This is a genomic window from Pseudomonas putida, assembly GCF_028682455.1.
Lineage (GTDB): Bacteria > Pseudomonadota > Gammaproteobacteria > Pseudomonadales > Pseudomonadaceae > Aquipseudomonas > Aquipseudomonas putida_AA.
Map to the genome: position 1 here is coordinate 1,272,145 of NZ_JANHLD010000003.1, position 26,801 is coordinate 1,298,945.

At 63.4% G+C, this 26,801-nt stretch carries 25 protein-coding genes; 14 read left to right on the forward strand and 11 right to left on the reverse strand.

Translation table 11 applies throughout. The features are described 5' to 3' along the window. The first annotated feature begins 10 nt into the window (after positions 1–10). Positions 11–898, forward strand: coding sequence for a 3-hydroxyisobutyrate dehydrogenase (mmsB, locus tag NPS58_RS22875; RefSeq protein WP_274117527.1), 888 nt, complete (start codon positions 11–13; stop codon positions 896–898). 62 nt (positions 899–960) lie between these two features. Here mmsB and NPS58_RS22880 read toward each other — a convergent pair whose 3' ends face one another. From NPS58_RS22880 to NPS58_RS22890, 3 genes are read right to left on the reverse strand one after another with little or no spacing between them, the layout of a single operon-like run. Next, positions 961–1,305 (reverse strand): cupin domain-containing protein, encoded by a 345-nt coding sequence (locus NPS58_RS22880; RefSeq protein WP_038614945.1) that lies wholly within the window; start codon positions 1,303–1,305, stop codon positions 961–963. Positions 1,306–1,324: 19 nt separating this feature from the next. Then, positions 1,325–2,167 carry an aminoglycoside adenylyltransferase family protein gene (locus NPS58_RS22885; protein ID WP_274117528.1) on the reverse strand — a complete coding sequence of 281 codons (843 nt, stop codon included), beginning with the start codon at positions 2,165–2,167 and terminating at the stop codon, positions 1,325–1,327. A 10-nt stretch (positions 2,168–2,177) separates the two neighbouring features. Continuing rightward, positions 2,178–3,059, reverse strand: a complete 882-nt coding sequence (locus NPS58_RS22890) for a LysR substrate-binding domain-containing protein (protein ID WP_274117529.1) — start codon at positions 3,057–3,059, stop codon at positions 2,178–2,180. 77 nt (positions 3,060–3,136) lie between these two features. On the opposite strand from NPS58_RS22890, the gene NPS58_RS22895 reads away from it, so the two are divergent. Then, positions 3,137–3,901 (forward strand): sulfite exporter TauE/SafE family protein, encoded by a 765-nt coding sequence (locus NPS58_RS22895; protein ID WP_274117530.1) that lies wholly within the window; start codon positions 3,137–3,139, stop codon positions 3,899–3,901. Here NPS58_RS22895 and NPS58_RS22900 read toward each other — a convergent pair. Next, entirely contained in the window at positions 3,891–4,205 is a 315-nt protein-coding gene (locus tag NPS58_RS22900; protein ID WP_274117531.1) for a putative quinol monooxygenase, read from the reverse strand. The genes NPS58_RS22895 and NPS58_RS22900 overlap by 11 nt on opposite strands. 196 nt (positions 4,206–4,401) lie before the next feature. On the opposite strand from NPS58_RS22900, the gene NPS58_RS22905 reads away from it, so the two are divergent. The 3 genes from NPS58_RS22905 (at position 4,402) to ggt (ending at position 7,741) form a co-directional block, all read left to right on the forward strand. Beyond that, complete coding sequence (locus tag NPS58_RS22905) at positions 4,402–4,992, forward strand: NAD(P)H-dependent oxidoreductase (RefSeq protein ID WP_274117532.1); 591 nt, start codon at positions 4,402–4,404, stop codon at positions 4,990–4,992. 67 nt (positions 4,993–5,059) lie between these two features. Next, positions 5,060–5,956 carry a LysR family transcriptional regulator gene (locus tag NPS58_RS22910; protein ID WP_274117533.1) on the forward strand — a complete coding sequence of 299 codons (897 nt, stop codon included), beginning with the start codon at positions 5,060–5,062 and terminating at the stop codon, positions 5,954–5,956. A 117-nt stretch (positions 5,957–6,073) separates the two neighbouring features. Continuing rightward, positions 6,074–7,741 (forward strand): gamma-glutamyltransferase, encoded by a 1,668-nt coding sequence (gene ggt / locus NPS58_RS22915; RefSeq protein ID WP_274117534.1) that lies wholly within the window; start codon positions 6,074–6,076, stop codon positions 7,739–7,741. 142 nt (positions 7,742–7,883) lie between these two features. Here ggt and NPS58_RS22920 read toward each other — a convergent pair whose 3' ends face one another. Together NPS58_RS22920 and ypfJ are read right to left on the reverse strand one after the other, a co-directional pair. After that, positions 7,884–9,803 (reverse strand): methyl-accepting chemotaxis protein, encoded by a 1,920-nt coding sequence (locus tag NPS58_RS22920; RefSeq protein WP_274117535.1) that lies wholly within the window; start codon positions 9,801–9,803, stop codon positions 7,884–7,886. Between the two features lie 198 nt (positions 9,804–10,001). Then, on the reverse strand, positions 10,002–10,883 hold the full coding sequence (gene ypfJ, locus NPS58_RS22925; protein WP_274117536.1) for a KPN_02809 family neutral zinc metallopeptidase: 882 nt from the start codon (positions 10,881–10,883) through the stop codon (positions 10,002–10,004). Positions 10,884–11,083: 200 nt separating this feature from the next. On the opposite strand from ypfJ, the gene pcaH reads away from it, so the two are divergent. After that, entirely contained in the window at positions 11,084–11,803 is a 720-nt protein-coding gene (pcaH, locus tag NPS58_RS22930) for a protocatechuate 3,4-dioxygenase subunit beta (protein ID WP_274117537.1), read from the forward strand. A gap of 10 nt (positions 11,804–11,813) precedes the next feature. Beyond that, a complete protein-coding gene (gene pcaG / locus NPS58_RS22935; RefSeq protein ID WP_274117538.1) occupies positions 11,814–12,419 on the forward strand; it encodes a protocatechuate 3,4-dioxygenase subunit alpha in 606 nt (201 codons plus the stop codon). Positions 12,420–12,534: 115 nt separating this feature from the next. Here the strand turns inward: pcaG and NPS58_RS22940 are convergent, their stop codons facing one another. Further along, on the reverse strand, positions 12,535–14,253 hold the full coding sequence (locus NPS58_RS22940) for an FAD-dependent oxidoreductase (protein WP_274117539.1): 1,719 nt from the start codon (positions 14,251–14,253) through the stop codon (positions 12,535–12,537). Positions 14,254–14,431: 178 nt separating this feature from the next. Between NPS58_RS22940 and NPS58_RS22945 the strand changes: the two genes are divergently transcribed. The 3 genes from NPS58_RS22945 to NPS58_RS22955 all read left to right on the forward strand — a co-directional run bounded on the left by NPS58_RS22945 (position 14,432) and on the right by NPS58_RS22955 (position 17,026). Beyond that, entirely contained in the window at positions 14,432–15,208 is a 777-nt protein-coding gene (locus tag NPS58_RS22945) for an IclR family transcriptional regulator (RefSeq protein ID WP_274117540.1), read from the forward strand. A 107-nt stretch (positions 15,209–15,315) separates the two neighbouring features. Next, positions 15,316–16,131 (forward strand): sugar phosphate isomerase/epimerase family protein, encoded by an 816-nt coding sequence (locus tag NPS58_RS22950; RefSeq protein WP_274117541.1) that lies wholly within the window; start codon positions 15,316–15,318, stop codon positions 16,129–16,131. A gap of 16 nt (positions 16,132–16,147) precedes the next feature. Continuing rightward, positions 16,148–17,026, forward strand: a complete 879-nt coding sequence (locus tag NPS58_RS22955) for a DMT family transporter (protein ID WP_274117542.1) — start codon at positions 16,148–16,150, stop codon at positions 17,024–17,026. Here the strand turns inward: NPS58_RS22955 and NPS58_RS22960 are convergent. Further along, a complete protein-coding gene (locus tag NPS58_RS22960) occupies positions 17,023–18,363 on the reverse strand; it encodes an MFS transporter (RefSeq protein ID WP_274117543.1) in 1,341 nt (446 codons plus the stop codon). The genes NPS58_RS22955 and NPS58_RS22960 overlap by 4 nt on opposite strands. Positions 18,364–18,666: 303 nt before the next feature. Between NPS58_RS22960 and quiC the strand changes: the two genes are divergently transcribed. Then, the gene (quiC, locus tag NPS58_RS22965) at positions 18,667–20,574 is read left to right on the forward strand and encodes a 3-dehydroshikimate dehydratase QuiC (protein WP_274117544.1); all 1,908 of its coding nucleotides are present in this window, start codon (positions 18,667–18,669) and stop codon (positions 20,572–20,574) included. Between the two features lie 66 nt (positions 20,575–20,640). After that, the gene (locus tag NPS58_RS22970) at positions 20,641–21,309 is read left to right on the forward strand and encodes a TetR/AcrR family transcriptional regulator (RefSeq protein WP_274117545.1); all 669 of its coding nucleotides are present in this window, start codon (positions 20,641–20,643) and stop codon (positions 21,307–21,309) included. Between the two features lie 55 nt (positions 21,310–21,364). On the opposite strand, the gene NPS58_RS22975 is transcribed toward NPS58_RS22970, so the two are convergent. Further along, positions 21,365–22,225 carry a shikimate dehydrogenase gene (locus NPS58_RS22975; protein ID WP_274117546.1) on the reverse strand — a complete coding sequence of 287 codons (861 nt, stop codon included), beginning with the start codon at positions 22,223–22,225 and terminating at the stop codon, positions 21,365–21,367. A 159-nt stretch (positions 22,226–22,384) separates the two neighbouring features. Between NPS58_RS22975 and NPS58_RS22980 the strand changes: the two genes are divergently transcribed. Next, positions 22,385–23,548 carry an alkaline phosphatase family protein gene (locus tag NPS58_RS22980; protein WP_274117547.1) on the forward strand — a complete coding sequence of 388 codons (1,164 nt, stop codon included), beginning with the start codon at positions 22,385–22,387 and terminating at the stop codon, positions 23,546–23,548. A 67-nt stretch (positions 23,549–23,615) separates the two neighbouring features. Here the strand turns inward: NPS58_RS22980 and trmA are convergent, their stop codons facing one another. Next, positions 23,616–24,701 (reverse strand): tRNA (uridine(54)-C5)-methyltransferase TrmA, encoded by a 1,086-nt coding sequence (trmA, locus tag NPS58_RS22985; protein ID WP_274117548.1) that lies wholly within the window; start codon positions 24,699–24,701, stop codon positions 23,616–23,618. Then, complete coding sequence (locus NPS58_RS22990; protein WP_274117549.1) at positions 24,698–25,993, reverse strand: NCS2 family permease; 1,296 nt, start codon at positions 25,991–25,993, stop codon at positions 24,698–24,700. Before NPS58_RS22990 ends, trmA begins: the two co-directional genes overlap by 4 nt. Before the next feature lie 228 nt (positions 25,994–26,221). Between NPS58_RS22990 and NPS58_RS22995 the strand changes: the two genes are divergently transcribed. Then, the gene (locus NPS58_RS22995; protein ID WP_274117550.1) at positions 26,222–26,773 is read left to right on the forward strand and encodes a DJ-1 family glyoxalase III; all 552 of its coding nucleotides are present in this window, start codon (positions 26,222–26,224) and stop codon (positions 26,771–26,773) included. The last annotated feature ends 28 nt before the right edge of the window (positions 26,774–26,801 follow it).

Genomic DNA, 26,801 nt, shown 5'->3' on the forward strand with positions numbered 1-26,801 from the left:
GGAGCTCAACATGCGTATTGCATTCATCGGCCTGGGCAACATGGGTGCGCCCATGGCGCGCAACCTGATCAAGGCCGGGCATCAGCTGAACCTGTTCGACCTGAATAAGACTGTGCTGGCCGAGCTTGCCGAACTGGGCGGGCAGATCAGCAGCTCGCCGCGCGATGCCGCGCAACAGAGCGACCTGGTCATCACCATGCTGCCGGCCGCCGCCCATGTACGCGGCGTGTACCTGAACGAAGACGGCGTGCTGGCCGGTGTGAAAGCCGGGACCCCAGTGGTCGATTGCAGCACCATCGACCCGCAGACCGCCCGTGACGTGGCGGCAGCGGCAGCCAAACAGGGCGTCGACCTGGCTGACGCACCGGTATCCGGCGGCACCGGTGGCGCGGCGGCCGGTACCCTGACCTTCATGGTCGGTGCCAGTGACGAACTGTTCGCCACCCTGCAGCCGGTGCTGGCGCAGATGGGCCGCAACATCGTTCATTGCGGTGCGGTGGGCACGGGGCAGATCGCCAAGATCTGCAACAACCTGCTGCTCGGCATCTCGATGGTCGGCGTCTCCGAAGCCATGGCCCTGGGCAATGCCCTGGGTATCGACACCAAGGTGCTGGCCGGAATCATCAACAGCTCAACCGGGCGTTGCTGGAGTTCGGACACCTACAACCCGTGGCCGGGCATTATCGAGACGGCCCCGGCGTCGCGCGGCTACACCGGCGGTTTCGGTGCCGAACTGATGCTCAAGGACCTCGGGCTGGCCACCGAAGCTGCACGCCAGGCGCACCAGCCAGTGATCATGGGCGCTGTGGCCCAGCAGCTGTATCAGGCGATGAGCCTGCGAGGTGACGGCGGCAAGGACTTCTCGGCGATTGTCGAGGGGTATCGCAAGCCGGAGTAAAAACGCATCGCGGGGCAAGCCGCTCCTACCGGCAGGAGTGGCTTGCCCCGCGATCAACGTTCTCAAGCAAACACAAAATACTTGCGCACCGTCTCCACCACCTCCCAGGTGCCCTTCATCCCCGGTTCGATCACGAACACATCCCCCGCCTTCAGATGCACCGGCTGTTCGCCTTCAGGGGTGATCACGCAATAGCCGTCGAGAAAATGGCAGTACTCCCATTTTTCATAGTTGACCTCGAACTTGCCCGGCGTGCAGATCCAGGTGCCCATGATCTTGCTGCCGTCTTCGGACAGGTAGGCGTTTAGATTCACGGTGTGCGGGTCGCCGCCGATGCGTTTCCACTTGGTCGCGTTCAGCACGGGGGTAGGGCAAGTGTCGCGCAGCACGGTGATGAAATCAGACATGTGAACTCCATGGATCGGCTCAAAGGTCAGTCACCATAGGCCCGATCGACGGGGGCGAGTTGTCTGGACTCGACATCGAACGCTCGATCCGCGCCTTGCAGTAGTGCACGAACGCCGTCACCTGATCGAGGTTGTCGGCAAGGTTGTCTGTGGCCTTGCCAAGGTAGGCGTCCCGGGCTTGGCCCAGCACGGCCCGCTGCACTGGCGGCAGTCGCTCCAGCACCCAGGCTGCGGCAATGTCCTTGGGCGCGATGGTGCCCGTCTCCACGCTGAACCAGATACGTGCCAACGCCAGCACCACGGTCAGCTCGTCCCCTTGCCAATCGGCTGGCGTATTCCATTGCGCCAGGGTATCGGCGAAGGCCGTGGCCAGGTCGGCCTTGGGCACCGGTTCGAACCAGGCTGTAGCCGGTACGCCCAGCAAGCAGAAGCTGTGCTGGCGGGCCTTGCTCAGCAGGATCGCCAGGTCGGGGTCGAACTGGGCGAGCTCGATTTTGCCGGCCCGCACATCGTCGCGCAGCCATTCGCCAAATTGCAGTTCGCGCCGTGGCGGGTAGCGCCAGGGCTGCACATCGGTCTTGACCACCACGGTCACTTCCAGGGCCCGCAGCGGCTCGCCGGGTGGCGCCGAAACACTGAGCAATTCGCTCATCAGCGCCATCCGAACGGGCTCGGCCAGAGGCGCGTCGACGGTCACCAGCAGGTCCAGGTCGCTGGCCGGCTTGAGCCCGCCATCCACGGCCGAGCCGTACAGGTGAACGGCCTGCAGGGTGTGGGCCAGGTGACGTTCAAGTACCACGCAGGCTTTGGTCAGTTGCTCTGCCACTGCACTGGAAAAGGTGGGCGGGAGGGTGAAATCCATTGTCGATCTCCTACGGACGCAGGTGGTTCACCAACGCCAGGCTATGTCCCGGCAGGCTGGTGAAGTCGCGGGCGCACAGCATCAGTTGGCGCTGGGCCCAGGGTTCCTTGAGTGTCACGTTGTGCAATGCCAGCACGCCCTGCCAACGGTGCACCGCGGCCAGTGGTACCACGCCCAGCCCGGCGCCATGAGCGACCATGCGGATCATGCCGTCAAAGCCCTCGGCTCGCACCCGGACCTGCAAGCGCCGGCCCAGGTGCAGCGCCTGTTCCTCCAGGTGCAGGGTCAGCGCACTGTCGCTCGACAAGCCAACGAAACCATAGCCCAGGACGTCGGCAAAGCGCAGGGAGTCCTGCGCGGCCAAGGGGTGGTCTGGTGGCATGATCAGCACCAGCGGGTCGTCGCGAAAGGGCAGGGTCTGCAGGTGCTCGCTGGTGACGGCGGTGGAGATGATGCCGATGTCCGCCGCGCCCTGGGTGATGGCCTGGACGATGCGCAGGCTGGGCAGCTCCTGGATATCGAGGGCAATGGCCGGATAGTCGGCGAGAAAACCCGCGAGCAATTCGGGCAGGTACTCACTCAGGGCAGCGGTGTTGCACAACAGCCGCACCTGGCCTTGCAGGCCCTGGGCGTACTGGGCCAGGTCGAACTGCAGACGCTCGACCTGCTGGCCGATCATGCGGGCATGTTGCAGCAAGGCCTGGCCGGCCGGCGTTGCCTGCACGCCGCGGCGGTTGCGTTCGAGCAAGGGCGTGCCGAGCGACGCTTCCATCGAGCGGATTCGCGCACTGGCGGCTGGCAGTGACAGGTGGCTGCGCTGCGCGCCAGCGGTGATGTTGCCGCACTCCAGGGTGTGCTGGAACAGTCGCAGGTCGATCAGATCAAAATGCATGAGCCTCTGCCTGGGCAATAGTCTGGCTCAGTATATGGCAGATTTTCAGGTGCCCGCAGCGCAGGCAGCATGGGGGCATGACGACCTTACTTGGCTTCTATCAGGATATCGGGCCGGCGCTGTCGCTGCTGGTGGTGCTGACCTTTTTGCTGGCCGGTGCGGTGAAAGGCGTAATAGGCCTGGGCCTGCCGACCATTGCCATGGGCCTGCTCGGGCTGGCTATGCCTCCAGCGCAGGCTGCGGCGCTGCTGATCGTGCCCTCCACCCTGACCAACTTCTGGCAACTGGCAGACGGCGGGCACCTGCTCGCCCTACTGCGGCGCTTGTGGCCGATGCTGCTGATGATTTTTGCAGGCACCTTGCTTGGCAGTGTATGGCTTGGGATCGACAGCGGTCCTTGGGCAGCCCATGCCTTGGGCGGGGCGCTGCTGGTGTATGCCCTGTATGGCCTGTGCGGGCCTGGCCTGCGCCTGGCGGCCGGGCGGGAGGCGTGGCTGGGGCCGGTGTGCGGGTTGATCACCGGGGTGGTGACGGCGGCCACCGGTGTGTTCGTGATTCCGGCGGTGCCCTATTTGCAGAGCCTGGGTCTGAGCCGTGACGAGATGGTCCAGGCCCTGGGCCTGTCGTTCACGGTCTCGACGCTGGCCCTGGCCATCGGCCTGGCCGGGCAGAATGCACTCGGCGCCGAGACGCTGGGGGCATCGCTGCTGGTGCTGGCGCCAGCCCTGCTGGGCATGCTCGGCGGCCAGTGGCTACGTCAGCGCATCAGTGCCGCACTGTTCAAGCGCTGCTTCTTCACTGGCCTGGCCGTGCTCGGCGCGCACCTGTTGCTCAACGGCTAGCCGAGGACGGGCTGAGCATCTCGACCAACTGAATGTCGAAATCACGCTCCAGATAGTCCATGCGCTGTTCGAAGAACTGCTGCATGTGGGGCAGTGCCGAGTGCACGTCCAGTGCTGCCTTGCTGGCCCAGATTTCGTAGAACACGAACAGGCTCGGGTCTTCCTTGTCGCGCAGCATGTGGTACTCGATGCAACCGGGCTCGGCACGGCTTGGCTCGACATAGGCGCGAAACAGCGCTTCGAACGCTTCGGCTTTTTCCGGACGGGTCTTGGCTTTGAGAATGAAGCCGTAGGGTTCGTTCATGAGATTGACCTCTGGTGTGGGAGGCCTGATTTTATTTCAATAATAAGCATTCGATTCGTGCTTTTCAGTCAAAAGCCTTTTGTCTGCGCGGTGGTTTTTCCCGCGCTCGCCGCCCTCTAATCTGCCGCCATCCAAATTCACCCGATCCCAGGCCGCCAAGACGCAGCAGCGGATCGAACGACAGATGAGGCAAGTGATGAAAAAGGTCCTGTTGCTCAATGGCGGTAAAAAATTCGCCCACTCCGATGGTCGTCTGAACGAGACTCTGCACGAGGCCGCCCTGGCATTGCTCGACCGTGCAGGCTTCGACGTCAAGACCACCTACATCGACGGCGGCTACGACAATACCGAAGAGGTGGAAAAATTCCTCTGGGCCGACGTGATCATCTATCAGATGCCCGGCTGGTGGATGGGCGCTCCCTGGACCGTCAAGCAGTACCTGGACGAAGTCTTCACCGCCGGCCACGGCAGCCTGTACGCCAGCGATGGCCGCACCCGTTCCGATGCCTCGCAAAAGTACGGCAGCGGCGGCCTGATCCACGGCAAGCAGTACATGCTGTCGCTGACCTGGAACGCGCCGCAGCAGGCGTTCGACGACCCCAGCGATTTCTTCGAAGGCAAGGGCGTGGATGCGGTGTACTTCCCCTTTCACAAGGCCAACCAGTTCCTCGGCATGACCGGCCTGCCAACCTACCTGGCGGTGGATGTGATGAAGCGCCCGAACGTTGAGGCTGCCGTGGCCGCCTACGAGCAGCACCTGGCCCGGGTTTTCAAGATCCCGGCCTGATGAGGCCTTGCGTTGGCCGCGCCAAGCGGCTATCTATCACGGCTGTCGCTCACCCCAAGGTACAGCCGTGAAAGCCAGGTCCGATGAATTGCAGGTGTTCGTCTCGGTCATCGAGTGCGGCTCGATTTCCGCTGCCGCCGAGCAGGGTGGGCAGACGCCTTCGGCGATCAGCCGCAGCCTGTCGCGCCTGGAAGCCAAACTGGGCACCACGCTGATCAACCGCACCACCCGGCGCATGGACCTGACCGAGGAGGGGCGGTTTTTCTTCGAGCGGGCCAAGTCGATCCTGCAGCAGATGGATGACCTCGAGGAGCACCTGTCGGTCCACCACCAGACACCCTCGGGGCGCTTGCGCATCAATGCCGCCTTGCCCTTCATGCTGCACGCCATCGTGCCCTGGGTCGGCGAGTTCCGCGCGCTGTACCCGCAGATCCAGCTGGAGCTCAATACCAGCGACCTGATCATCGACCTGATCGAGCAAAGCACCGACGTTGCCATTCGCATCGGCGAACTGGCCGACTCCAGCCTGCATGCCCGCTCGCTCGGTTGCAGCCCGTTGAACGTGCTGGCCAGCCCCGCCTACCTGGCGCGCCATGGCACGCCCGGGCGAGTTGAAGACCTGCAGGCGCATTCACTGCTTGGGTTCACCCAGACCGAAACCCTAAACCACTGGCCATTGCGCCATGTCGAGGGTGACCGCTTGCTGATCCGCCCGAGCCTGTCGGCGTCCAGTGGCGAAACCCTGCGCGAACTGGCCCTGGCCGGCGAGGGCATCGTTTGCCTGTCGCACTTCATGACCCACGAAGACATCCGTGCCGGCCGCCTGCAGGTGGTGCTCGGCGAACACAACAGCGGCTATCGCCAGCCGATCAACGCGGTGTACTACCGTAACTCGCAGCTGGCGCTGCGCATCCAGTGCTTTCTCGATTTCATCCAGCACAAGCTGGCGGCCTACGCCTGCTGAGCAGTCCGGCGGCGACAAAACCTGCCTGTCTGCGGCGCATGCGCTTGCGGTGTTTGATTAGTTTTCGGACATAAGCCTTAATGGCTGTTCAACGAAAACAACACCAAGGAAGCTCTCATGCGCGTTGTGATGTTCCGAACCCTGGGCCTGAGTGCCGCGATAATCGCCAGTTCATCGGCTTACGCCGTGACGCTGGAAGGTGGCGCAGTAGCCGCACCTGATCAATATGGTGCACAGGTGGCCGCCGAAGTCCTCAAAAAAGGCGGCAACGCGGTCGACGCCGCCGTCGCCACCGCGTTCACCCTGGCCGTGACCTACCCCGAAGCCGGCAACATCGGCGGCGGTGGTTTCATGACCCTGTACATGGACGGCAAGCCTTACTTCCTCGACTACCGCGAAGTGGCGCCCAAGGCCGCCAGTCGCAACATGTACCTGGACGAAAAGGGCGAGATCATCGAGAACCTGAGCCTGGTCGGCGCCCGCGCCGCCGGTGTGCCGGGTACGGTGATGGGGTTGTGGGAGGCTCACCAGAAGTTCGGCAAGCTGCCGTGGGCCGAGCTGATCACCCCGGCGGTGGGCTACGCGAAGAACGGCTTCAAGATTGCCGCCAAGCAGTATCAGTACCGTGAGGATGCCCTGGGCCTGTTCAAGGACAGCACCAACTTCAACGATTACTTCGGCAGCATGAAAGTCGGCGAGACCTTCAAGCAACCGGAGCTGGCGCAAACCCTGGAGCGCATTGCCGACAAGGGCGTGAGCGAGTTCTACCAAGGCAAGACGGCCGACCTGCTGGTGGCGCAGATGCAGGCCGACAAAGGCCTGATCAGCAAGGACGACCTCAAGGACTACAAAGCGGTATGGCGTGACCCGATGGGAATCGAGTGGCGCGGCAACATGGTCTACACCGCACCGCTGCCAAGCTCCGGCGGCGTAGCCCTGGCGCAGCTGCTGGGCATCAAGGAAAACCGCGCGGCCGACTTCAAGGGCGTGGAACTGAATTCGGCGCGCTATATCCACCTGCTGGCGGAAATCGAGAAACGCGTGTTCGCCGACCGTGCCGACTACCTGGGCGATCCTGCGTTTTCCAAGGTGCCGGTGGATAAGTTGATTGCCAAGGACTACCTGGCCAAGCGCGCCCAGGAGGTCAACCCGACGGCGATTTCCGCAACCGAAAAAGTCCGCCCGGGCCTCGAGCCGCATCAGACCACCCACTTCTCGATCGTCGACAAGCAGGGCAACGCGGTGAGCAACACCTACACCCTGAACTGGGACTACGGCAGTGGTGTCGTGGTCAAGGGTGCAGGCTTCCTGCTCAATGACGAGATGGACGACTTCAGCTCCAAGCCGGGTGTCGCCAACGCCTTTGGTGTGGTGGGTGGTGATGCCAACGCCATCGAACCAGGCAAGCGCATGCTCTCGTCAATGGCCCCGACCCTGGTCACCCGTGACGGCAAGGTCACCCTGGTGCTGGGTACGCCTGGTGGCTCGCGGATCTTCACCTCGATCTTCCAGGTGCTGAACAACCTCTACGACTACAACCTGCCACTGGAAAAAGCCGTGGCGGCGCAGCGGGTTCATCACCAGTTGCTGCCCAAGGACACCATCTACTTCGATGCCTATGCACCGCTGACCGGCGAGGTGGCGCAGGAGCTGAAGAAGATGGGCTACACCTTGGAGGATCAGGGTTGGGAGATGGGTGATATCCAGGCAATCCGTGTGAACGGCACGGCGCTGGAGACGGCTTCCGATCCGCGTGGGCGCGGTGTGGGGCAAGTCGTCAAGTAAGGAACTGCACTGTGCCCGGGTTTGCCGGCGATCAGCCGCAGAGCGGTCGGTGATAGGGCCGGCCTGTGCACGCAAACCAAGCGCCCCAGCTCCACTGCTGATGCTTGCCCCGACAAGTCACGGGGCAAGCACAAGCAGTTGTTTACACCCGGAAGTGGCTGACCATTGTCTGCAATTGATTGCCCAAGCGGGCCAGCTCGACACTCGAGGCCGCGGTCTCGTCGCTGGCCGCAGCGGTCTGTTCCGACACATCGCGCACGTTGATGATGCTGCGGCTGATCTGCTCGGCTACCGCGCTCTGCTGTTCGGCCGCCGCGGCAATCTGCTGGTTCATCGACTGGATGTTGGACACGGTGCGGGTGATGCTTTCCAGCGAGGCACCGGCCTTGCGGGTCAGCTCGACGCTGCTGTCGGTCAGGTTGCGGCTGCCGAGCATCACATTGGCCACCTGCTGGGTACCGCTCTGCAGGCCGGCCACCAACTCTTCGATCTCTTCAGTGGACTTCTGCGTGCGCTGGGCCAGGCCACGCACCTCGTCGGCCACCACCGCAAAGCCGCGGCCGGCTTCACCGGCACGAGCCGCTTCGATGGCCGCGTTCAGGGCCAGCAGGTTGGTTTGCTCGGCCACTGACTTGATCACGTCCATGACGCTGCCGATCTTCTGGCTTTCCTGCTGCAGCAGGCCCATGGCTTCGGTGGAGCGATGCACTTCTTCGGCCAGGCGTTCGATTTGGCTGATGGCCTCGGCTACGACTTGATCACCGGCACGGGCTTGGGAGTCGGCATCGGTGGCGGCGGCAGAGGCATGCTCGGCATTGCGCGCCACTTCCTGCACGGTGGCGGCCATTTCGTGCATGGCGGTGGCGACCTGGTCGGTCTCGACCTTCTGGCTGTTGACCCCGGCGCTGGTTTCTTCGGTCACGGCCGAGAGTTCTTCGGCGGCGCTGGCAATCTGCGTGACGCCATCGCGGATGCCGCTGATCAGGTCGCGCAGGGTCGAGCCCATGCGCTGGATGCCTTGTTGCAGTACGCCCAGTTCGTCGCGGCGAGTAACGCGCAGGTTGTGAGTGAGGTCGCCGGCGGCGATTTTTTCCACCACGGCCAGGGTCTCGCGCAGGGGGCGGGTGATCTGGCGGGTGATGATCACCGCAGCCAGTACACCCACCAGCAGCGCCAGCAGGGTGGCGGTCAGTTGCAGGGTACGGGCCTGGGCACTTTCGCTGTCACGGCGTTCAAGCTGGATCTTGTACAGCGCATCGCTGATCTTGACGATGGTGGCGCCTTGTACGGTCATTTCCTGGCGGGCAACGGCGACGTCGGCGGTGGCATCGCGGAACTGACGCACGGCATCGCGGTAGGCCAGCACTGCGCTTTCGAACTGCTGGATGCGAGCGGCTTCGTTGGGCATCTGGCGGTTCAGGCTGACGATCTCGGCCAGGGCACCATCGAGCTGGCGCAGGGCCAATTGTTCGGCTTCGCTGCTGATGTCGGCAATGTAGCTGCGCACGGCCAGGCGCACCTGGAACAACTGCTCCTTGGCCTGGGTGATGGTGCGGAACTGTTCCAGTCGGCTGGCATCGCCTTCCGGCAGGGCGAGGATGTCGCGGTTGATCGCCTCGACCAGGTCGATGGCGCGCGAGGCAGCCAGGTTCATGGCGTCGCGCGCGGCAAGGCTGGTCTTGTAGCCGGCGCGCATCTTGTTGATCGACACCTGGTATTCGCCGATGGTCTGGCCCAGGTCCTGGAGCAACTTGACGTTCTCCGGGCTCTTGAAGCTCTTGAGCAGCTTTTGCTGCTGTTCGCTGAAGGTATTCAACTTGACCTGTACGGTACCGGCGGAGGCATCGTCGCCGTTGGTCAGCATGTACTGCAGGCGAGTGATACGCAGGTTGGTCAGGTCGCTGTTGAGCTGGGTGATATCGCTCATCCAGTTACTGCGGTCGATCAGCCCACTCATGCTGTTCCAGCCGGTCAGGGCCAGCAGGCTGGTGAGCAGCAGCACCAGGCCGAAGCCCAGGCCGAGTTTCAGGTTGACGCTGATGTTGGCAAACCAGCTATTCATGCAATCCCTCCAGGAACGTTGTGCGTCTTGATCCGTATCGCTGGAAGGTTGTTGTTGTAGCCAGTCGATGTACTTGAGCACGGGTTATCGGCGGCTCGGCGCGGAGCTGAAACGCTTTTTCAGCAAAAATGACCGGTGGTCGTTACTGGGTATGTATACGGCAGCCCGAGCGGGCTGCCGTGCATCAGGCGCGAGAGGTTACAGCGAGCGAGTGGTGAAGGTATCGCACTGATTGATGTCGCCCTTGGCGAAGCCGGTCTTGAACCAGCGCACGCGTTGCTGCGAGGTGCCGTGGGTGAAGGAGTCCGGTACTACCCGGCCCTGGCCCTTCTGCTGCAGGCGGTCATCGCCAATGGCGTTGGCGGCATTGAGGGCTTCTTCGATGTCGCCCGGCTCCAGCCAGTTCAAGCGTTGCTGCGCCTGGTAGGCCCACACGCCGGCCAGGCAGTCGGCCTGCAGCTCCTGGCGCACCAGCAGGCCGTTGTCGCCTTCCATGCGCTCGCCCCGTTGGCGTGCCGCCTGGACCTTGGCCGACACGCCGAGCAGTGTCTGCACGTGGTGGCCGACTTCGTGGGCAATCACGTAGGCCTGGGCGAAATCGCCCGCGGCGGCGAAGCGCTGCTCCATTTCGCGGAAGAAACTCATGTCCAGGTAGACCTTCTGGTCGGCCGGGCAATAGAAGGGGCCGACCGCCGATGAGGCGAAGCCGCAGGCGGAGTTGATCTGGCCGCTGAACAGGGTCAGGGTCGGGTCTTTGTACTGGCGGCCGGCCTGGGCGAAGATCGCCCGCCAGGTGTCTTCGGTGTCGCCCAGGATCGAGGCGACGAACTCCGCCTGCTCATCGTTGGCCGGCGGCGTCTTGGTGGTACCGGTGCTGACCGGTGCGCTTTGCTGGTCCATCTGCCCGGCCAACTGGCCAAGAATCTGCAGTGGATCCTGCCCGGTTATCCAACCGACGCCGACGATCAGCAGGATTGCACCGATGCTCAGGCCCTTGCCTGCGCCGAAGCGCATGCCGCCACCGCCCTCGCCACGGGCATCGACCACATTGTCGCTGCGCCTGCCTTTTCGCCATTGCATGAGTGCTCTCCCGAGCTTGGAAACATGAGCTCAAAGATTAGTTCACCGCGGCTCGCTCTGTCAGATTCCTGGAATACTCATAACCATATGGTTATGTGTGAGGGGGCTCTTTTCAATATCGCCGACGCCCAACCTGTCGGAAACTGCAAGCTCGCCTGCCACGCCCAGGTGTTCCAATAATTCCAAGACAGGAGAACGGCATGTCTGCCCAAGACAACAGTCGCTTCGCTATCCGTGATCGTAACTGGCACCCCAAGGCCTTGACCCCGGACTACAAAACCTCCATTGCCCGTTCGCCGCGCCAGGCACTGGTGAGCATTCCCCAGTCGATCAGCGAAAGCACCGGCCCGGACTTCTCCCACTTGAAGTTCGGCGAGCATGACCACGACCTGCTGCTCAACTTCAACAATGGCGGCCTGCCGATCGGTGAGCGGATCATCCTCGCCGGCCGCGTGTGCGACCAGTACGGCAAGCCGATCCCGCACACCCTGGTGGAGATCTGGCAGGCCAACGCCGGTGGCCGCTACCGCCACAAGAACGACCGCTACCTGGCCCCGTTGGACCCGAATTTCGGCGGTGTCGGCCGGGCGCTGACCGACAGCGAAGGCTACTACAGCTTCCGCACCATCAAGCCGGGCCCGTACCCCTGGCGCAACGGCCCCAACGACTGGCGCCCGGCGCATATCCACGTGTCGATCAGCGGCCCGTCGATTGCCACCCGGTTGATCACCCAGCTGTATTTCGAAGGCGATCCGTTGATCCCGATGTGCCCGATCGTCAAGTCGATCGCCAACCCGGATGCGGTGCAAAGCCTGATTGCCCGGTTGGACATGAGCAACGCCAACCCGATGGACAGCCTGGCCTATCGCTTCGACATCGTGTTGCGCGGCCAGCGCAAGACCCACTTCGAAAACCGCTGAGGAGGTGACCATGCCTATTCAACTGCTGCCGGAAACCCCTTCGCAGACTGCCGGCCCCTATGTACACATCGGCCTGGCCCTGGAAGCGGCGGGCAACCCGACCCGCGACCAGGAGATCTGGAACCGCATGGCCCGCCAGGATGCACCGGGTGAGCATATCCTGGTGTTTGGCAACGTCTACGACGGCAACGGGCACCTGGTCCGGGACTCGTTCCTGGAGTTCTGGCAGGCCGACCACAATGGCCAGTACCAGGGCGATTTCGACCTGGAGCAGCCGTTCAACAGCTTTGGCCGTACCGCCACCACCTTCGATGCCGGCGAGTGGACCCTGCACACCGTCAAGCCGGGTGTGGTGTGCAACGCAGCGGGTGTGCCGATGGCGCCGCACATCAACGTCAGCCTGTTTGCGCGGGGGATCAATATTCACCTGCAGACGCGGCTGTATTTCGATGATGAGGCCCAAGCCAATGCGCAGTGCCCGGTGCTGAACCTGATCGAGCAGACTCAGCGTCGCGAGACCTTGGTAGCGACTCGCTGTGAAGTGGACGGCAAGCTGGCCTATCGCTTCGACATCCGCATCCAGGGTGAAGGCGAGACGGTGTTTTTCGATTTTTGATGGTGGTATCTGAGCTGGCTTGCCGCGATCGGCCGCAAGGCGGCCGTCATCCAGGCGACAGCGAATTGGCTGGCTGCCGGCCATCGCGGGGCGAGCCCGCTCCTGCTGTGGGAGATCATTCGTCGTCGGTGACGCCGGCGATATGCCGCGCGGCGATGTATCCGAAGGTCGCCGCCGGCCCCAGGTTGATTCCCCCCGCAGGGTAGTGCCCACCCATGATGCTGGCCATGTCGGTCCCTGCCGCGTAGAGACCGGCAATGGGCTGGCGCTGGCTGTCGAGCACTTGGGCATGTTCATTGGTCTTGAGCCCTGCAAAGGTGCCGAAGCATCCCGGCTCCACTTTCACCGCATAGAACGGCCCTTGTTCGATGGGCGCAACGCACGGGTTCGGCCCGTGCAGGGCGTCGCCCTGTTTGCGGTTGTAGGGCGTCGAGCCGCGCCCGAACAGCGGGTCTTCGCCCTGGCGGGCGTGGCGGTTGTATTCGCTCACGGTGTCGCTCAAACCCTGCGGGTCGATGCCGCAAGCGCGCGCAAGTGCGTCGAGGGTGGCGCCGGTTTTCAAGTAGCCCGAGGCAATGTACGGCTGCACCGGCAGCGGGAAAGGCCGGGAAATACCCAACCCATAACGACGCTGGAAGGCATGGCTGCAGATGAGCCACGACGCCACCGTGTCGCCCGGTGCCTGGGCAACCATGGCGCTGACATAGTCGTAATAGCCGTCGGCTTCGTTGACGAAGCGTTTGCCGTTGGCCAGCACGCCGATGATGCCGGGCTTGCCGCGCTCGATGATGTGCGGAAAGTGCCCGACCGAGCCGTCCTTGTGTGGCACGCGCGACACCGGCGCCCAGGCCACCGGGCTGTGCAGGTCGTCAGCCACCTGGCCGCCGGCGCTTTCGCCCAGGCGCAATCCGTCGCCATTGACGCCCAGGGGCGGCAAGGCCAGGTGTTCGTTTCCGGTGGGCGTGCGGGGAAACAGCGCCTTGCGCCGCTCGATGTCGTTGGCAAAGCCACCGGCTGCCAGTACCACCGCCTTGCGGGCATGCACGGTAATCGGGCCACGCGCGGTATCGATCACGGCGCCGCTGACCCGGCCCTGGTCATGAATCAGTGATTTTGCCGGCGCCGACTCCCACAACAGTACCCCCAGGTCCTGTGCCGACTTGGCCAGGCGGGCCACCAGGGCCACGCCATTGACCAGTTGCAGGGCGCGACCGTGCAGCGCCAGGTCGAGCAGGTGGCGGCCGACGCGTTTACTCACATGCAGCATCGAGCGCCACGAGCGGGTAAGGGTGAGGAAGGCGCCGAGGTCTTTGCCGGCCATGATCGGCATGCCGATGAAGGAGGTTTCGCGCATCGTCTTGCGCAGGCGCTTGAGCAGTTTGCCTACCTGGCGCCCGTCATAGGGCGCGGCAATCACCGAGCGCCCACCGGTGCCGGCCCCCGGGGTCTGTCCATGAATGTCGGCAATCCAATTGCCGTCGGCAAACTGCAAGGCGGTGTGGCGCTCGAAGAACGACACCATGCGCGGGGCAGCGTCGAGAAAGGCATCGATCATCTTCCCGTCGAAACGCTCGCCCAGTTCATGCTCCAGGTAAGTGCGCGGCTGTGAGCGCTCTTCGATGATACCGGCGCGTTGCGCCAAGGGGTTGCAGGGCACCCACATCCAGCCGCCGGACCAGGCGGTGGCTCCGCCGAACACTGCATCCTTTTCCACCACGATGACTTTCTGCCCGTGCCAGGCAGCGGTTACCGCCGCCGACAGACCGGCAGCACCGGAACCGATGACCAGTACATCGCAATCCACGCGAGAGGACGTGGGGGTATCGACAGCCATGGGCAGTGTCTCCTCGAAGAATAGGTTTTGTTATATTCTGGAACAAGATTCCATATTCTATGATTCGGGAGGTCTCGCGGCCAAGTGGCCAGGCAGACAAAGTGGGCGAAGATCGGACAGTGATTTGCGCTTTGCCCGCGGCTCTTTAGAATCGGCACAATTTTCAGGGACCGTGACCATGGCCGGCAGTCAGATCGAACGCGCGTTCAGCCTTGTTGAACGCCTTACCAGCGAACCCCGCGGCCTGCCATTGCAGACCCTGGCCGAAGAGCTGGATATTCCCAAGAGCGCCACCCACCGCATGCTCGCCGAGCTGATGCGCCTGGGCTATGTGCGCCAGAACGCCGAAAGCAGCCGCTATCACCTGAGCACCCGGCTGGTGGCCATGGGGTTTCGCTACCTGGCCAGCAGCGGTGCCGATATCGTTCAGCCGATTCTCGACCAGCTGGCGCAGCAGACCGGTGAGCTGGTCCGCCTGGGGGTGATCGACGGCGACCGCCAGACCTGGATCGCCAAGGCCCAGGGCGCCCGCTCGGGCCTGCGCTACGACCCGGACATGGGCCGTGATGCGCCGCTGTTCTATACCGCTTCCGGGCATGCCTGGCTGTCGAGCCTGAGCGATGCCCAGGCCCTGGTGCTGGTGGAGCGCCAGGGTATTGCCCGGCGTGAAGACTTCGGCCCCAACGCCCCGGCCTCCAATGCCGAATTGCTCGAGCGCCTGCGCCTGGCGCGCGAGCACGGTTATGCCTGGGTAGTGGAAAGCTCGGCGGTGGGGACCTCGGCACTGGCAGCGGTGGTGCGCCACCCGATCGATGGCCATGCGGTGGGCGTGCTCAGCGTGGCCGGGCCCAGCGCACGCATGAGCGAGGCGCGCATGCACGAGCTGGCGCCAGTGCTGTTGGCGGCCGCAGCTGAATTGTCGGCGGCAAGCCCCGCTTCCGAATTGTTCATTTGATCCCACCCTGTAGACGCGGGCTTGCCCCGCGCTGCTATCAATTTCCCTTGCATTGAAAATGGAACATGGTTCTAAATAACCAAAACCCATTCTGCGAGATAACAACAATGAGTCAACGCGTGATGTCCCTGGCTGCCCTGACAGTGCTGGAGCTGTCTCCCGAAGCGATGGTCGAGGTCGCCGCCCGGGCTGGCTACAGCCATGTCGGCTTGCGCCTCGAGCCGGCAACCCCCGAGGAGCATCACTTTGCGCTGGTGGCCGACGCCGACCTGCGCCGCCGCACCGCCGCGCGCTTGCGCGATACCGGCATCAGCGTGCTGGACGTGGAGATCCTGCGTCTCAAGCCACAAACCCGCGTAGCCGATTTTGAAGCCTTGCTGGCTGTGGGCGCCGAGTTCGGTGCCAGTGAACTGTTGGTGGCCGGCAACGATCCGGACGAGCAACGCCTGACCGACAACTTCGCCGCCCTGTGCGACCTGGCCCGGCAGTACGGCCTACATCCGCACCTGGAGTTCATGCCCTGGACCGACGCCAAGGACCTCACCCAGGCCCTGCGCATCGTCGAACAGGCCGGGCGTGACAATGGCTGTGTGCTGGTCGACGCTTTCCACTTCGATCGCTCGGCGTCGTCGCTGGATGAGTTGCGTCAGGTCGCGCCGACGCGCCTGCGATATGCTCAGTTGTGCGACGTGGCCGGCCCGCGCCCAGACGACATGGCCGAGATCTTGCGCCAGGCCCGCAACGAGCGGCGCTTTCCAGGCGACGGCGATTGTGACCTGGGGGGGCTGCTGCGCAGCCTGCCGGCATCGATCCCCTTGAGCCTGGAGATCCCCACCCGGCAGTTGTATGAACAGGGCGTGAGCGCCCTGCAACGGGCCCAGATGGCCCTGGACAAGACCCGTCAGCTGCTTGTGCAGCACTAACCTGCGAGCCGACTACATGCCCCGTCCCACCGCGCTTACCGACGCCAGCCAGCCACTGCGGGGCATTTTGCTGGTGGTCCTGGCCACCTTCCTGTTTGCCAGTCACGACGCCTTGTCCAAGTACCTGGCCGGGTTCTACCCGATTCTCTGGGTGGTGTGGGCGCGCTACCTGGTACATACCCTGCTGATGATGGCCATCTTCCTGCCGCAGTCCGGGCTGCGGGTGTTGCGCACTCGTCGGCCGGGGCTGCAGGCATTGCGGGCGCTGTGCCTGCTGGGTACCAGTTTGCTGTTCACCACGGCGCTGCAGTACATCCCGCTGGCCGAAGCCACGGCGGTGAACTTCCTCGCGCCCTTGCTGGTGACGGCGCTGTCGTTGCCGCTGTTGGGCGAGAAGGTGACCCGGGGGCAGTGGGTGGCGGTGCTGGTGAGTTTTGTCGGGGTCACGGTGATCATCCATCCGGGGGGTGAGTTGTTCACTCCGGCGGTGCTGCTGCCGTTCGGTTCGGCGTTGTGCTTTTGCTTCTATCAATTGCTGACCCGCAAGCTCAGCGGCATCGACAGCCCGACCACCAGCAACTTCTTCACCGGCTTGCTCAACACATTGATCATGAGTGCCATCGTGCCGATGTTCTGGCAGACCCCGACTGTGGTTCACGGCCTGATGGCGGTGGCGCTGGGCACCTGCGGGATGACTGCACATCTGTTCCTGACCCAGGCCTTCCGACATGCGCCACCGGCGATGCTGGCGCCGTTCAGCTACTGCCAGATCGTGTTTGCCGGGGTGCTTGGCCTGGTGCTGTTCGGACACAGCCCGGACATGGCCGGGCTGGTGGGTATTGCGTTGATCTGCCTGAGCGGGCTGGGCGCTGTCTGGTTGCAGCGCAAGCCTTAGGCTTCGACCTTGGGCACCTTGCGTGGGGCCATCAGGTACATCCAGACCAGGGCGATGAAGTACATGGCCGGGATCATGGTGAACAACAACGTGTAGTTGTTATTGGTGGTGGTCAGGATGTAGCCCACCAATTGGGTCATGAACATCCCGCCGATGGCCGCGCACATGCCGCCAAATCCGAACACCGTGCTCATCATGTGCTTGGGGGTGTAGTCCATCACCAGGCTCCAGATGTTGGCCGTCCAGGCCTGGTGGGCGGCGATGGCCAGCGAGATGGCCAGTACCGCGACCCACAGGCTGCTGGCGCCGGCGGCGAAGATCACGCTGATGATGGTCGCGGCGAACAGCAGCATCGACAACAGGCGCGCCTTGACCGGAGCCATGCCGCGGCCGATCAGGAACGAGGAGAGAATACCGCCGCCGACGCTGCCAAAGTCTGCGCTCAGGTAGATGACGATCAACGGGATACCCATCTGGGTCACGCTGATACCGAGGTTGTACTGCTGGTTGAGAAACGGCGGCAGCCAGTACAGGTAGAACCAGAACACCGGCGCGGTGATCGAGTAGGCCAGGGCGAAGGCCCAGGTGCCGCGCATACGCAGGATCCGCGAGAACGGCACGCGAGCCTGCTCCGGTTCCACTTCACTTTGCACGTAGGCCAGCTCTTCCTTGCTGACGCTGGGGTGGTTCTCGGGGTTGTAGTATTTCAGGCCCCAGAACACCACCCAGACCAGGCCCAGCGCGGCCATGCCCATGAACGCGGCCTGCCAGCCCCACACGGTGAGGATCAATGGCAGCAGCATCGGGGTGAACATCGCGCCGACGTTGGTACCGGCATTGAAGATGCCGGTTGCCACCGCCCGCTCACCGGCCGGGAACCACAGGCGCGTGGTCTTGACGCAGGCGGGATAGTTGGCCGCTTCGGTCAGGCCCAGGATGAACCTGCACACCATAAAGCCCACCGCCGAGGTGGCCAGGCCATGGGCGCCGGTAGCCAGGCTCCAGAGCAGCACGGCGCAGAAGAACACGCGTTTCACTCCAATGCGGTCGATCAACCGGCCCTGGAGCACGAAGCCAATGGCGTAGCCCACCTGGAACCAGAAGTTGATATTGGCGTAATCCATCGCCGTCCAGCTCATTTCCTTGGCCAGGATCGGCTGCATGACGCCCAGGGCGGCGCGGTCGATGTAGTTCAAGGTGGTGGCGAAGAACACCAGGGCAAGCATGACCCAACGGGTCTTGCCCACTGCCATGGCGCCACGGATCTTGTCGCCGATGCCGGCATGCGGGGTGCTGGCCAGGGGCTGTGCCATGCGGGTGCTTTGTGAATGGATCATGGGAGGGTTACCCGTATTTTTATGTTTATGGGTCAAGCCTTGGGTCACGCAACACTACGGACGCCGGGGTGCTCGGCGGTCGATTGAACGGCAGGGGTCGATGGGCTTTTGACCCCTCGAGCAACACTGCCCGGTGTTGAAATGGTGCGCCTGTGGTCAAAAAAGGGTCAATTCATAGAACGCTATTATGGGCGATAATCGAACACAAAACTAACCGGTTCGTACGTTTTGCATTGAGCAATTTTTGTTCGCCGCCAATACTTGCTGCATCCGGGTTTTGCCTACCCATCGGAGCCAATAAAAATGCAGCGTTCGATTGCCACTGTGTCCTTGAGCGGTACCTTGCCTGAAAAACTCGAAGCCATTGCCGCCGCGGGTTTCGATGGGGTCGAGATCTTCGAGAATGACTTGCTGTACTACGCCGGCAGCCCGCGGGAAATCCGCCAGCGCTGCGCCGACCTGGGCCTGGCAATCACCCTGTTCCAGCCGTTTCGCGATTTCGAAGGCTGCCGCCGCGACCGCCTGGCACGCAATCTGGACCGGGCCGAGCGCAAGTTCGACCTGATGCAGGAACTGGGCACCGACCTGGTGCTGGTGTGCAGTAACGTCGCCGCCGATTCCCTGTGCGAACGCCAGGTCCTGATCGACGACCTGCAGCTGCTGGCCGAACGTGCCGGGGCTCGGGATCTGCGCATTGGCTACGAGGCGCTGGCCTGGGGGCGTCATGTGAACACCTGGGAACAGGTCTGGGATATCGTCAAGACCGCTGATCATCCAAGCCTGGGCATGATCCTCGACAGCTTCCACACCCTGTCGATCAAAGGTGACCCACGTGCCATCGCTCAGGTCCCGGGCGACAAGATCTTCTTCGTGCAAATGGCCGACGCACCGCTGCTGGCCATGGATGTACTGGAGTGGAGCCGGCATTTTCGCTGCTTCCCGGGGCAAGGCGAATTCGACCTGGCAGGCTTCCTGGCACCGATCCTGGCCAGTGGTTATCGCGGGCCGTTGTCGCTGGAAATCTTCAATGACGGTTTCCGCGCAGCGCCGCCTCGGGCCAATGCCGCCGATGGCCTGCGTTCGCTGTTGTACCTGGAAGAAAAGACCCGCCAGCGGCTCGCGCAAGACACCCCGCAGCCGCTGGACGACTTGTTGTTCGACCCGCCGGCTGCCAGCGCCTACGACGGCATCGAGTTTCTCGAGTTCGCCGTGGATGACGCCCTGGGCGCCAAGCTGGGCAACTGGCTGGAGCGCCTGGGCTTTACCCGTGCCGGTGCGCACCGTTCGAAGAACGTCAGCTTGCTGCGCCAGGGCGATATCAACCTGATCCTCAATGCCGAGCCTTACTCGTTCGCCCATAACTTTTTCGAAAGCCATGGCCCGTCGTTGTGCGCCACGGCCATTCGGGTCAAGGACAGCGCCCAGGCCCTGACCCGGGCAGTGGCCTATCACGGCCAGCCGTATCGCGGCCTGGTCGGGCCCAACGAACGGGAGCTGGCCGCCGTGCGTGCGCCCGATGGCAGCCTGATCTACCTGGTCGACCAGGACGCCGAAGGCCGCACCATCTACGACACCGACTTCAGCCAGTTGCAGCCACCGGGTAACAGCCTGGGGCTCAAGCGTATCGACCACATGGCCCTGGCCCTGCCGGCCGATGGCCTGGACAGCTGGGCGCTGTTCTACAAGAGCGTGCTGGACTTCACCGCCGACGACGAAGTGGTGCTGCCCGACCCTTACGGCCTGGTGAAAAGCCGCGCGCTGCGCAGCCGCTGCAGCTCGATCCGTCTGCCGCTGAACATCTCGGAAAACCGCAATACCGCCATTGCCCATGCGCTGTCGAACTATCGCGGCTCGGGCGTGCACCACATTGCCTTCGATTGCGACGATATCTTTGCGGCGGTCAAGCAGGCCAAGGAGGCCGGGGTGGCGTTGCTCGACATCCCGCTCAACTACTATGACGACCTGGCTGCGCGGTTCGACTTCGACGATGAGTTTCTCAGCGAGCTGGCCTACTACAACGTGCTCTACGACCGTGATGCCCAGGGCGGCGAGCTGTTCCATGTGTATACCGAACCGTTCGAGGAGCGCTTTTTCTTCGAAGTGCTGCAGCGTCGTAGTGGCTACAGTGGCTACGGCGCGGCCAACGTGGCCGTGCGTCTGGCCGCCATGGCCAAGGCGCGGGCAGGTGCGCCGGCGCAGGCCCGTTTGTAGGCAGGCTTTCTTCCTTATCCCCCGGGGCTCATAATCACCGGGTTAACCGTTGGCCACGAGTCCCGTATGACAACTACCCCAGCACTTTTCGCAGCCCCGGAGCCGGCGGTGCGCAAAGGCCGCAAGAACAACCCGGAAAAAACCCGCGAGAACATTCTTCAAGCGGCGATCAGCGAGTTCGTCCAGCAGGGCCTGGCCGGGGCGCGGGTCGATGCGATCGCCGAGCGCACCCAGACCTCCAAGCGCATGATCTACTACTACTTCAACAGCAAGGAGCAGTTGTACGTCGAGGTGCTGGAGAAGCTCTACGGTGATATCCGCAACACCGAAAGCAGCCTGAACCTGGCCGAGCTGGAACCGCGCCAGGGTATACGCCGGTTGGTGGAGTTCACTTTCGATCACCATGATCGCAATGTCGATTTCGTGCGCATCGTCTGCAACGAGAACATGCACCACGGCGAGTACGTGAAGTGTTCCTCGACCATCCGCTCGATGAACAAGACCGTGCTCACCGCGCTGGACGAGATCCTGCATCGCGGTGCCGAGCAAGGCCTGTTCCGCCAGGGGCTGCAGGCGCTGGACGTACACTTGCTGATCAGTTCGTTTTGCTTTTACCGGGTATCGAACCGGCACACTTTCGGTGAGCTGTTCCAGGTCGATTTCGAGGATGAGACAATCAAGGATCGCCATCGCGAGATGATCTGCGAGTCGGTGCTGCGGTACCTGCAGGCCTGAACGCGGGGCAAACCCGCTCCTCCAAGGTAGGAGCGGGCTTGCCCCGCGATGCTTCTTAGTCGCCCAGGCTGTAGAAGTGCTCAATCATCCGTGAAGCGTCCGGCGTCATCCCACTGAACAGTTCAAACGCCTTCACTGCCTGGAACACCGCCATGTTCGACCCGTCCAGGGTCCGGCACCCCAGCGCCCGCGCCTCACGCAGCAGCTCGGTCTCCAGCGGGAAGTAGACAATCTCCGCCACCCACAGTGCAGGACGCAGCAACGCCTTGGGCACCGGCATGCCCGGCAGCTTGGCCATCCCCATTGGCGTGGTATTGACCAACCCGTCGGCGGCGGCCAGGGCACTTTCCAGGTCATGGCCGACGCGGGCGCGGCTGCCATGCACGTGCTGGTTGAGGTTATCGACCAACCCCTGGGCACGCGCCATTTCGACATCGAACACCACCAGTTGCTCGACGCCTTCGGCCAGCAACGCGTGGGCGACCGCAGCGCCTGCACCGCCGGCGCCCATCTGCACCACCTGGGCACGCGGCGCATCGGCCAGGCCGCGGCGAAAGCCTTCGGCAAAACCAAGGCAATCAGTATTGTGGCCGATGCGCTTGCCGTCCTTGAGCACCACGGTATTGACCGCACCAATACCCCGCGCTTCGGCCGAGAGTTCGTCCAGAAGTGGCAGGATGGCCTGCTTGCACGGGAACGTGATGTTAAGGCCGGTATAACCCATCGACTCGGCCGCGGTGAGCAGTTGCTCAAGCGCGCTGCTGTCCAGTTGCAGGCGGTCCAGGTCAATGAGCCGGTACAGATAGTTCAAGCCCTGGGCGCGGCCTTCGTGTTCATGCAGCGCCGGGGTGCGCGAGGCCTGGATGCCTGCGCCGATCAGGCCGGCAAGAATGCCGCCGGAAGTGGCCGGATTCATGGGGAAACTCCATTGTTGTTCTTGGTAAATGGCGTACCGTGAAAATGTACCGTTTGGTTAACAAGGTCAATTGGCGGCGCCGGGGGCCGGTGCTTTTCTGTGCGCTGATCGCACAGCCTGTGCTACACCTGTTGCTTTGACCTGCCGGTGGAGGGAGACATGGCAATGCCGTTCAACGATTCACAGTTGATGGGTGAAACCTGGCCAGGGCTGGCCAGCCTTACCCAGTCGATCTTCGCGGGCCTGGGCGGGCAGGGCTTTCGCAACAGCTTTCATCTCGACCGCTCGCAGGCCACCTGCCTGTTGCTGATCGACGGCCTGGGTTGGAACCTGCTGCAAGCCCATGCCCGCCACGCGCCGTTCCTGGCGTCACTGGCGCAGCCGGACTCCAGGTTTCGCGTCGGTTTTCCGGCCACCACCGCATCGAGCCTGGCCTCGGTGACGTCGGGACTGGGCAGTGGTGCCCATGGCATTGTCGGTTGCAGCTTTGCCCTGGACCAGCACACCGAGCTGTCACCGTTGTCATGGACCACCGCTGCGTTGCAGGCCGAGATGCAACCTGCTGCAGCACCGTCGCCGCACAGCTTTATCGTGCCACCCGATGCCTGGAGCCTGGCGGCTGAACAGGGCATCGCCATCAGCACGGTGATGCTGGGACGCTTTGCCAATTCGGCGTTCAGCCAGGCGATCTACAAGGCTGGGAACATACTCCCGGCACCGGCCTATGACGCCTATCCCGGGCTGGTGAACGCGGCGCTGGAGGCACCGCGGCCAGCATTCTGCTTTGCCTATTTTGGCGACCTGGATTTTGCCGGGCACCTGTTCGGCCCGGGCTCGGACGGCTGGATCAACCAGCTGCAGATTGCCGATCAACTGGCCCAGGCCATCGCCCGCGCGCTACCCGAGCGCGCCCAGCTGATGGTCATCGCCGACCACGGCATGCTGGCGCTGGACAGCGAGCAGGTGCGGGATTTCGATCTCGAGCCGGCCCTGCAGGAAGGCGTGCGTGCCATCGCGGGCGACATCCGGGCACGTTATCTCTATACCCATGAGCACCAGCAGGACCGCGTGCATGAGCGCTGGCAGAACCGGCTGGGCGATGATTATCGGGTACTGAGCAAGGCCCAGGCGATTGCCAAGGGGTTGTTTGGTGATGTGATGCTGAGCCAGGCCGAAGTGCGGATCGGCGACCTGATCGTGGTGCCGACTGGGGCAGGGGGGATTATTCGCAGCGAGGTGGAGAAGCACGCCAGCCAGTGGCGTGGACACCATGGGGCGTTGACGGATGAGGATCAGGTGGTGCCGTTGTTGATGTACAAGTGACGCAATCGCGGGGCAAGCCCGCTCCCACATCAGATTTTGGTGGGAGCGGGCTTGCCCCGCGATGTTTTCAGCGCCGGACCAGCAACACCCCACTCTCCATGTGGTGCGTATACGGGAACTGGTCGAACAACGCGCACCGCTCGATACGGTGGGTATCGTGCAACTGGGCAATGTTGGCCGCCAGGGTTTCCGGGTTGCAGGAGATGTACAGGATGTTGTCGAAACGCCGGGTCAGCTCGCAGGTGTCCGGGTCCATGCCGGCACGCGGCGGGTCGACGAACACGCTACCGAACTCATAGCTCTTCAGATCGATGCCTTCCAGGCGGCGGAACGGACGCACGTCGTTCAGCGCCTCGGTCAGCTCCTCGGCAGACAAGCGCACCAGGCGAACGTTATCCACACCGTTGTCGTCCAGGTTGTGCAGCGCGGCATTGACCGAGGTCTTGCTGATCTCGGTGGCCAGTACCTTGCGCACCCGAGTCGCCAGCGGCAGGGTGAAGTTGCCGTTGCCGCAATACAGCTCCAGCAGATCGTCCTGGCGCTCGCCCAAGGCCTCATAGGCCCAGTTGAGCATCTTCTGGTTCACCGTGCCGTTGGGCTGGGTGAAGGCGCCTTCCGGCTGGCGGTAGCGGAAGCTGCGCCCGGCGACCTGCAGTTCTTCCACGGCGTAGTCACGCCCGATCACCAGGCGCTTGCCCTTGGAGCGGCCGATGATGCTCACGCCCAGGTCGCTGGCCAGCTGCTTAGCGGCCGCTTCCCAGTGCTCGTCCAGCGGACGGTGGTAGCACAGGGTGATCATCGCGTCGCCGGCCAGGGTGGTGAGGAACTCCACCTGGAACAGCTTGAAACTCAATGCCGAGCTGGCCATCCAGGCGGCCTTGAGGCGCGGCATCAGTTCGTTGATGCGCAGGCTGGCGATGGGGAAGTCTTCGATCAGGATCGGCGTGTGCTTTTCGCCCGGGGCGAACATGGCGTAGAAACGCTGTTCGTTTTCGCGCCACAGGCGGAACTCGGCGCGCAGGCGATAGTGCTCGCGCGGCGAATCGAACACGGCAGGCTCCGGGGCATCGAACGGCGCCAGCAACTCGCGCAGGCGGGCGGTCTTGGCGTCGAGCTGCTGGGTGTAGGTCGAAGGATCTAGGACAGCACTCATGCGTTGAACCAGCCCAGCTTGATGACGAACAGGATCGAGAGGATCACCAGCGCCGGGTTCAGGTCACCACGACGGCCGGAGATCAGCTTGATCGCGGTCCAGGAAATGAAACCGAAGGCGATGCCGTTGGCGATCGAGTAGGTCAGCGGCATGGCCAGGGCAGTGATGACCACCGGAGCGGCTTCGGTGACGTCTTCCCAGTTTATTTCCGCCAGGCCCGAGGCCATCAGCACGGCGACGAACAGCAGCGCCGGGGCCGTGGCGAAAGCGGGCACGCTGCCGGCCAGCGGGGCGAAGAACAGTGCCAGCAGGAACAGGATGGCGACCACGATGGCGGTCAGGCCGGTGCGACCGCCAGCACTCACGCCTGCTGCCGACTCGATGTAGCTGGTGGTGGTCGAGGTACCCAGCAGGGAGCCGGCCATGGCCGCGGTACTGTCGGCGATCAGGGCGCGGCCCATTTTCGGCATGTGGCCGTCCTTGCGCATCAGGCCGGCACGCTTGGCAACGCCGATCAGGGTGCCGGAGTTGTCGAACAGGTCGACGAACAGGAAGGCGAAGATCACGCTGATCAGGCCCACATCCAGGGCGCCCTTGATGTCCAGTTGCAGGAAGGTCGGCGCCAGCGAGGGCGGCATCGAGACCACACCGGCGAACGGGGTGAAGCCCAGCACGATGGAGGTCACGGTCACGGCCAGGATACCGATCAGTACCGCGCCACGAACCTTCAGGGCCTCCAGCGCGACGATCAGGAAGAAGCCCAGGGTGGCGAGGATCGGGGCCGGTTGCTTGAGGTCACCCAGGCCGACCAGGGTTGCCGGGTTGTCGACCACGATGCCGGCATTGTGCAGGGCGATCAGGGCCAGGAACAGGCCGATGCCGGCAGCAATGGCCGAACGCAGCGGCAGGGGGATGCTGTTGACGATCCACTCACGGATGCGAAAGATCGACAGCAGGAAGAACAACACCGCCGAGATGAACACCGCCCCCAGTGCCACCTGCCAGGTGTGGCCCATGTGCAGGACCACGGTATAGGTGAAGAAGGCGTTCAGGCCCATCCCCGGTGCCAGGGCAATCGGGTAGTTGGCGATCAGGCCCATGGTGGTCGAGCCGATGGCCGCTGCCAGGCAGGTGGCAACGAACAGCGCGCCCTTGTCCATGCCGGTCTCGCCGAGAATGCTCGGGTTGACGAACAGGATGTAGGCCATGGCCAGGAAGGTGGTGACGCCCGCGAGAATCTCGGTACGCACGTTGGTGTTGTGTGCTTTTAGTTGAAACAGCCTTTCCAGCATGCCTGCTCCCCGTGGCGCGCCCCGGCGCCGTGAATGTATCGACCCCATCAGCAAAGCACAGACCGTACCGGGTGGTGTGTGCAAATTGAATGGGTCGGAAAAAAGCCGCGCATCATACCAGCATGCTCGCCGAGCGGTAATTAATGTGTGGATACACTGCAGATGTGCGCAGTTTCAGGGCGTTTTTCCGATCAACTACGCTTGAGGAATACACACAGGAGAACGCCCATGAGCCATAGAGCCCTGATCGTAGTAGCCGAAGGCGTTGACGACCTGCAGTGCGTGACCTTGATCGATGTCTTGCGCCGGGCCGAGGTCGAAGTGGTAGTCGCCAGCATCGAGGGCAGGCGGATGCTGACCTGCGCCCGGGGTACGCGCCTGACCGCCGACGGCATGCTGGTGGACATCCTTGCCCAACCCTTCGACCTGATCGTGTTGCCAGGGGGCGAGAAGGGTGCGCAGCACATGGCGGCGCACCAACCGCTCGAACAGCAGGTGAAGGACCAGGCCAAGGCAGGAAAGTTTTTTGCCGCCATTGCCGAGGCCCCGGCGCTGGCGCTGCAGGCATTCGGTGTGTTGCGCCAGCGCCGCATGACCTGCCATCCCGATGTCAGCCAGCAGTTGTCCGGGTGCAGCTTCGTCGATCAGCCAGTGGTAGTGGATGGCAATTGCATCACGGCGCAAAACTCGCGGGCGGCGCTGGAGTTTGCCCTGGTGCTGGTGGAGCAGGTAGTGGGCAGGGCCGCTCGCAAGCGGGTGGCGGGGCAGTTGGGGGTGTAGGCATCGCGGTGCAAGCCCGCTCCTGCAC

Coding starts and splice junctions, on each gene's coding strand:
- mmsB (WP_274117527.1), top strand. CDS start 11: ATGCGTATTGCATTCATCGGCCTGGGCAACATGGGTGCGCCCATGGCG.
- NPS58_RS22880 (WP_038614945.1), bottom strand. CDS start 1,305: ATGTCTGATTTCATCACCGTGCTGCGCGACACTTGCCCTACCCCCGTG.
- NPS58_RS22885 (WP_274117528.1), bottom strand. CDS start 2,167: ATGGATTTCACCCTCCCGCCCACCTTTTCCAGTGCAGTGGCAGAGCAA.
- NPS58_RS22890 (WP_274117529.1), bottom strand. CDS start 3,059: ATGCATTTTGATCTGATCGACCTGCGACTGTTCCAGCACACCCTGGAG.
- NPS58_RS22895 (WP_274117530.1), top strand. CDS start 3,137: ATGACGACCTTACTTGGCTTCTATCAGGATATCGGGCCGGCGCTGTCG.
- NPS58_RS22900 (WP_274117531.1), bottom strand. CDS start 4,205: ATGAACGAACCCTACGGCTTCATTCTCAAAGCCAAGACCCGTCCGGAA.
- NPS58_RS22905 (WP_274117532.1), top strand. CDS start 4,402: ATGAAAAAGGTCCTGTTGCTCAATGGCGGTAAAAAATTCGCCCACTCC.
- ggt (WP_274117534.1), top strand. CDS start 6,074: ATGCGCGTTGTGATGTTCCGAACCCTGGGCCTGAGTGCCGCGATAATC.
- NPS58_RS22920 (WP_274117535.1), bottom strand. CDS start 9,803: ATGAATAGCTGGTTTGCCAACATCAGCGTCAACCTGAAACTCGGCCTG.
- ypfJ (WP_274117536.1), bottom strand. CDS start 10,883: ATGCAATGGCGAAAAGGCAGGCGCAGCGACAATGTGGTCGATGCCCGT.
- pcaH (WP_274117537.1), top strand. CDS start 11,084: ATGTCTGCCCAAGACAACAGTCGCTTCGCTATCCGTGATCGTAACTGG.
- pcaG (WP_274117538.1), top strand. CDS start 11,814: ATGCCTATTCAACTGCTGCCGGAAACCCCTTCGCAGACTGCCGGCCCC.
- NPS58_RS22940 (WP_274117539.1), bottom strand. CDS start 14,253: ATGGCTGTCGATACCCCCACGTCCTCTCGCGTGGATTGCGATGTACTG.
- NPS58_RS22945 (WP_274117540.1), top strand. CDS start 14,432: ATGGCCGGCAGTCAGATCGAACGCGCGTTCAGCCTTGTTGAACGCCTT.
- NPS58_RS22950 (WP_274117541.1), top strand. CDS start 15,316: ATGAGTCAACGCGTGATGTCCCTGGCTGCCCTGACAGTGCTGGAGCTG.
- NPS58_RS22955 (WP_274117542.1), top strand. CDS start 16,148: ATGCCCCGTCCCACCGCGCTTACCGACGCCAGCCAGCCACTGCGGGGC.
- NPS58_RS22960 (WP_274117543.1), bottom strand. CDS start 18,363: ATGATCCATTCACAAAGCACCCGCATGGCACAGCCCCTGGCCAGCACC.
- quiC (WP_274117544.1), top strand. CDS start 18,667: ATGCAGCGTTCGATTGCCACTGTGTCCTTGAGCGGTACCTTGCCTGAA.
- NPS58_RS22970 (WP_274117545.1), top strand. CDS start 20,641: ATGACAACTACCCCAGCACTTTTCGCAGCCCCGGAGCCGGCGGTGCGC.
- NPS58_RS22975 (WP_274117546.1), bottom strand. CDS start 22,225: ATGAATCCGGCCACTTCCGGCGGCATTCTTGCCGGCCTGATCGGCGCA.
- NPS58_RS22980 (WP_274117547.1), top strand. CDS start 22,385: ATGGCAATGCCGTTCAACGATTCACAGTTGATGGGTGAAACCTGGCCA.
- trmA (WP_274117548.1), bottom strand. CDS start 24,701: ATGAGTGCTGTCCTAGATCCTTCGACCTACACCCAGCAGCTCGACGCC.
- NPS58_RS22990 (WP_274117549.1), bottom strand. CDS start 25,993: ATGCTGGAAAGGCTGTTTCAACTAAAAGCACACAACACCAACGTGCGT.
- NPS58_RS22995 (WP_274117550.1), top strand. CDS start 26,222: ATGAGCCATAGAGCCCTGATCGTAGTAGCCGAAGGCGTTGACGACCTG.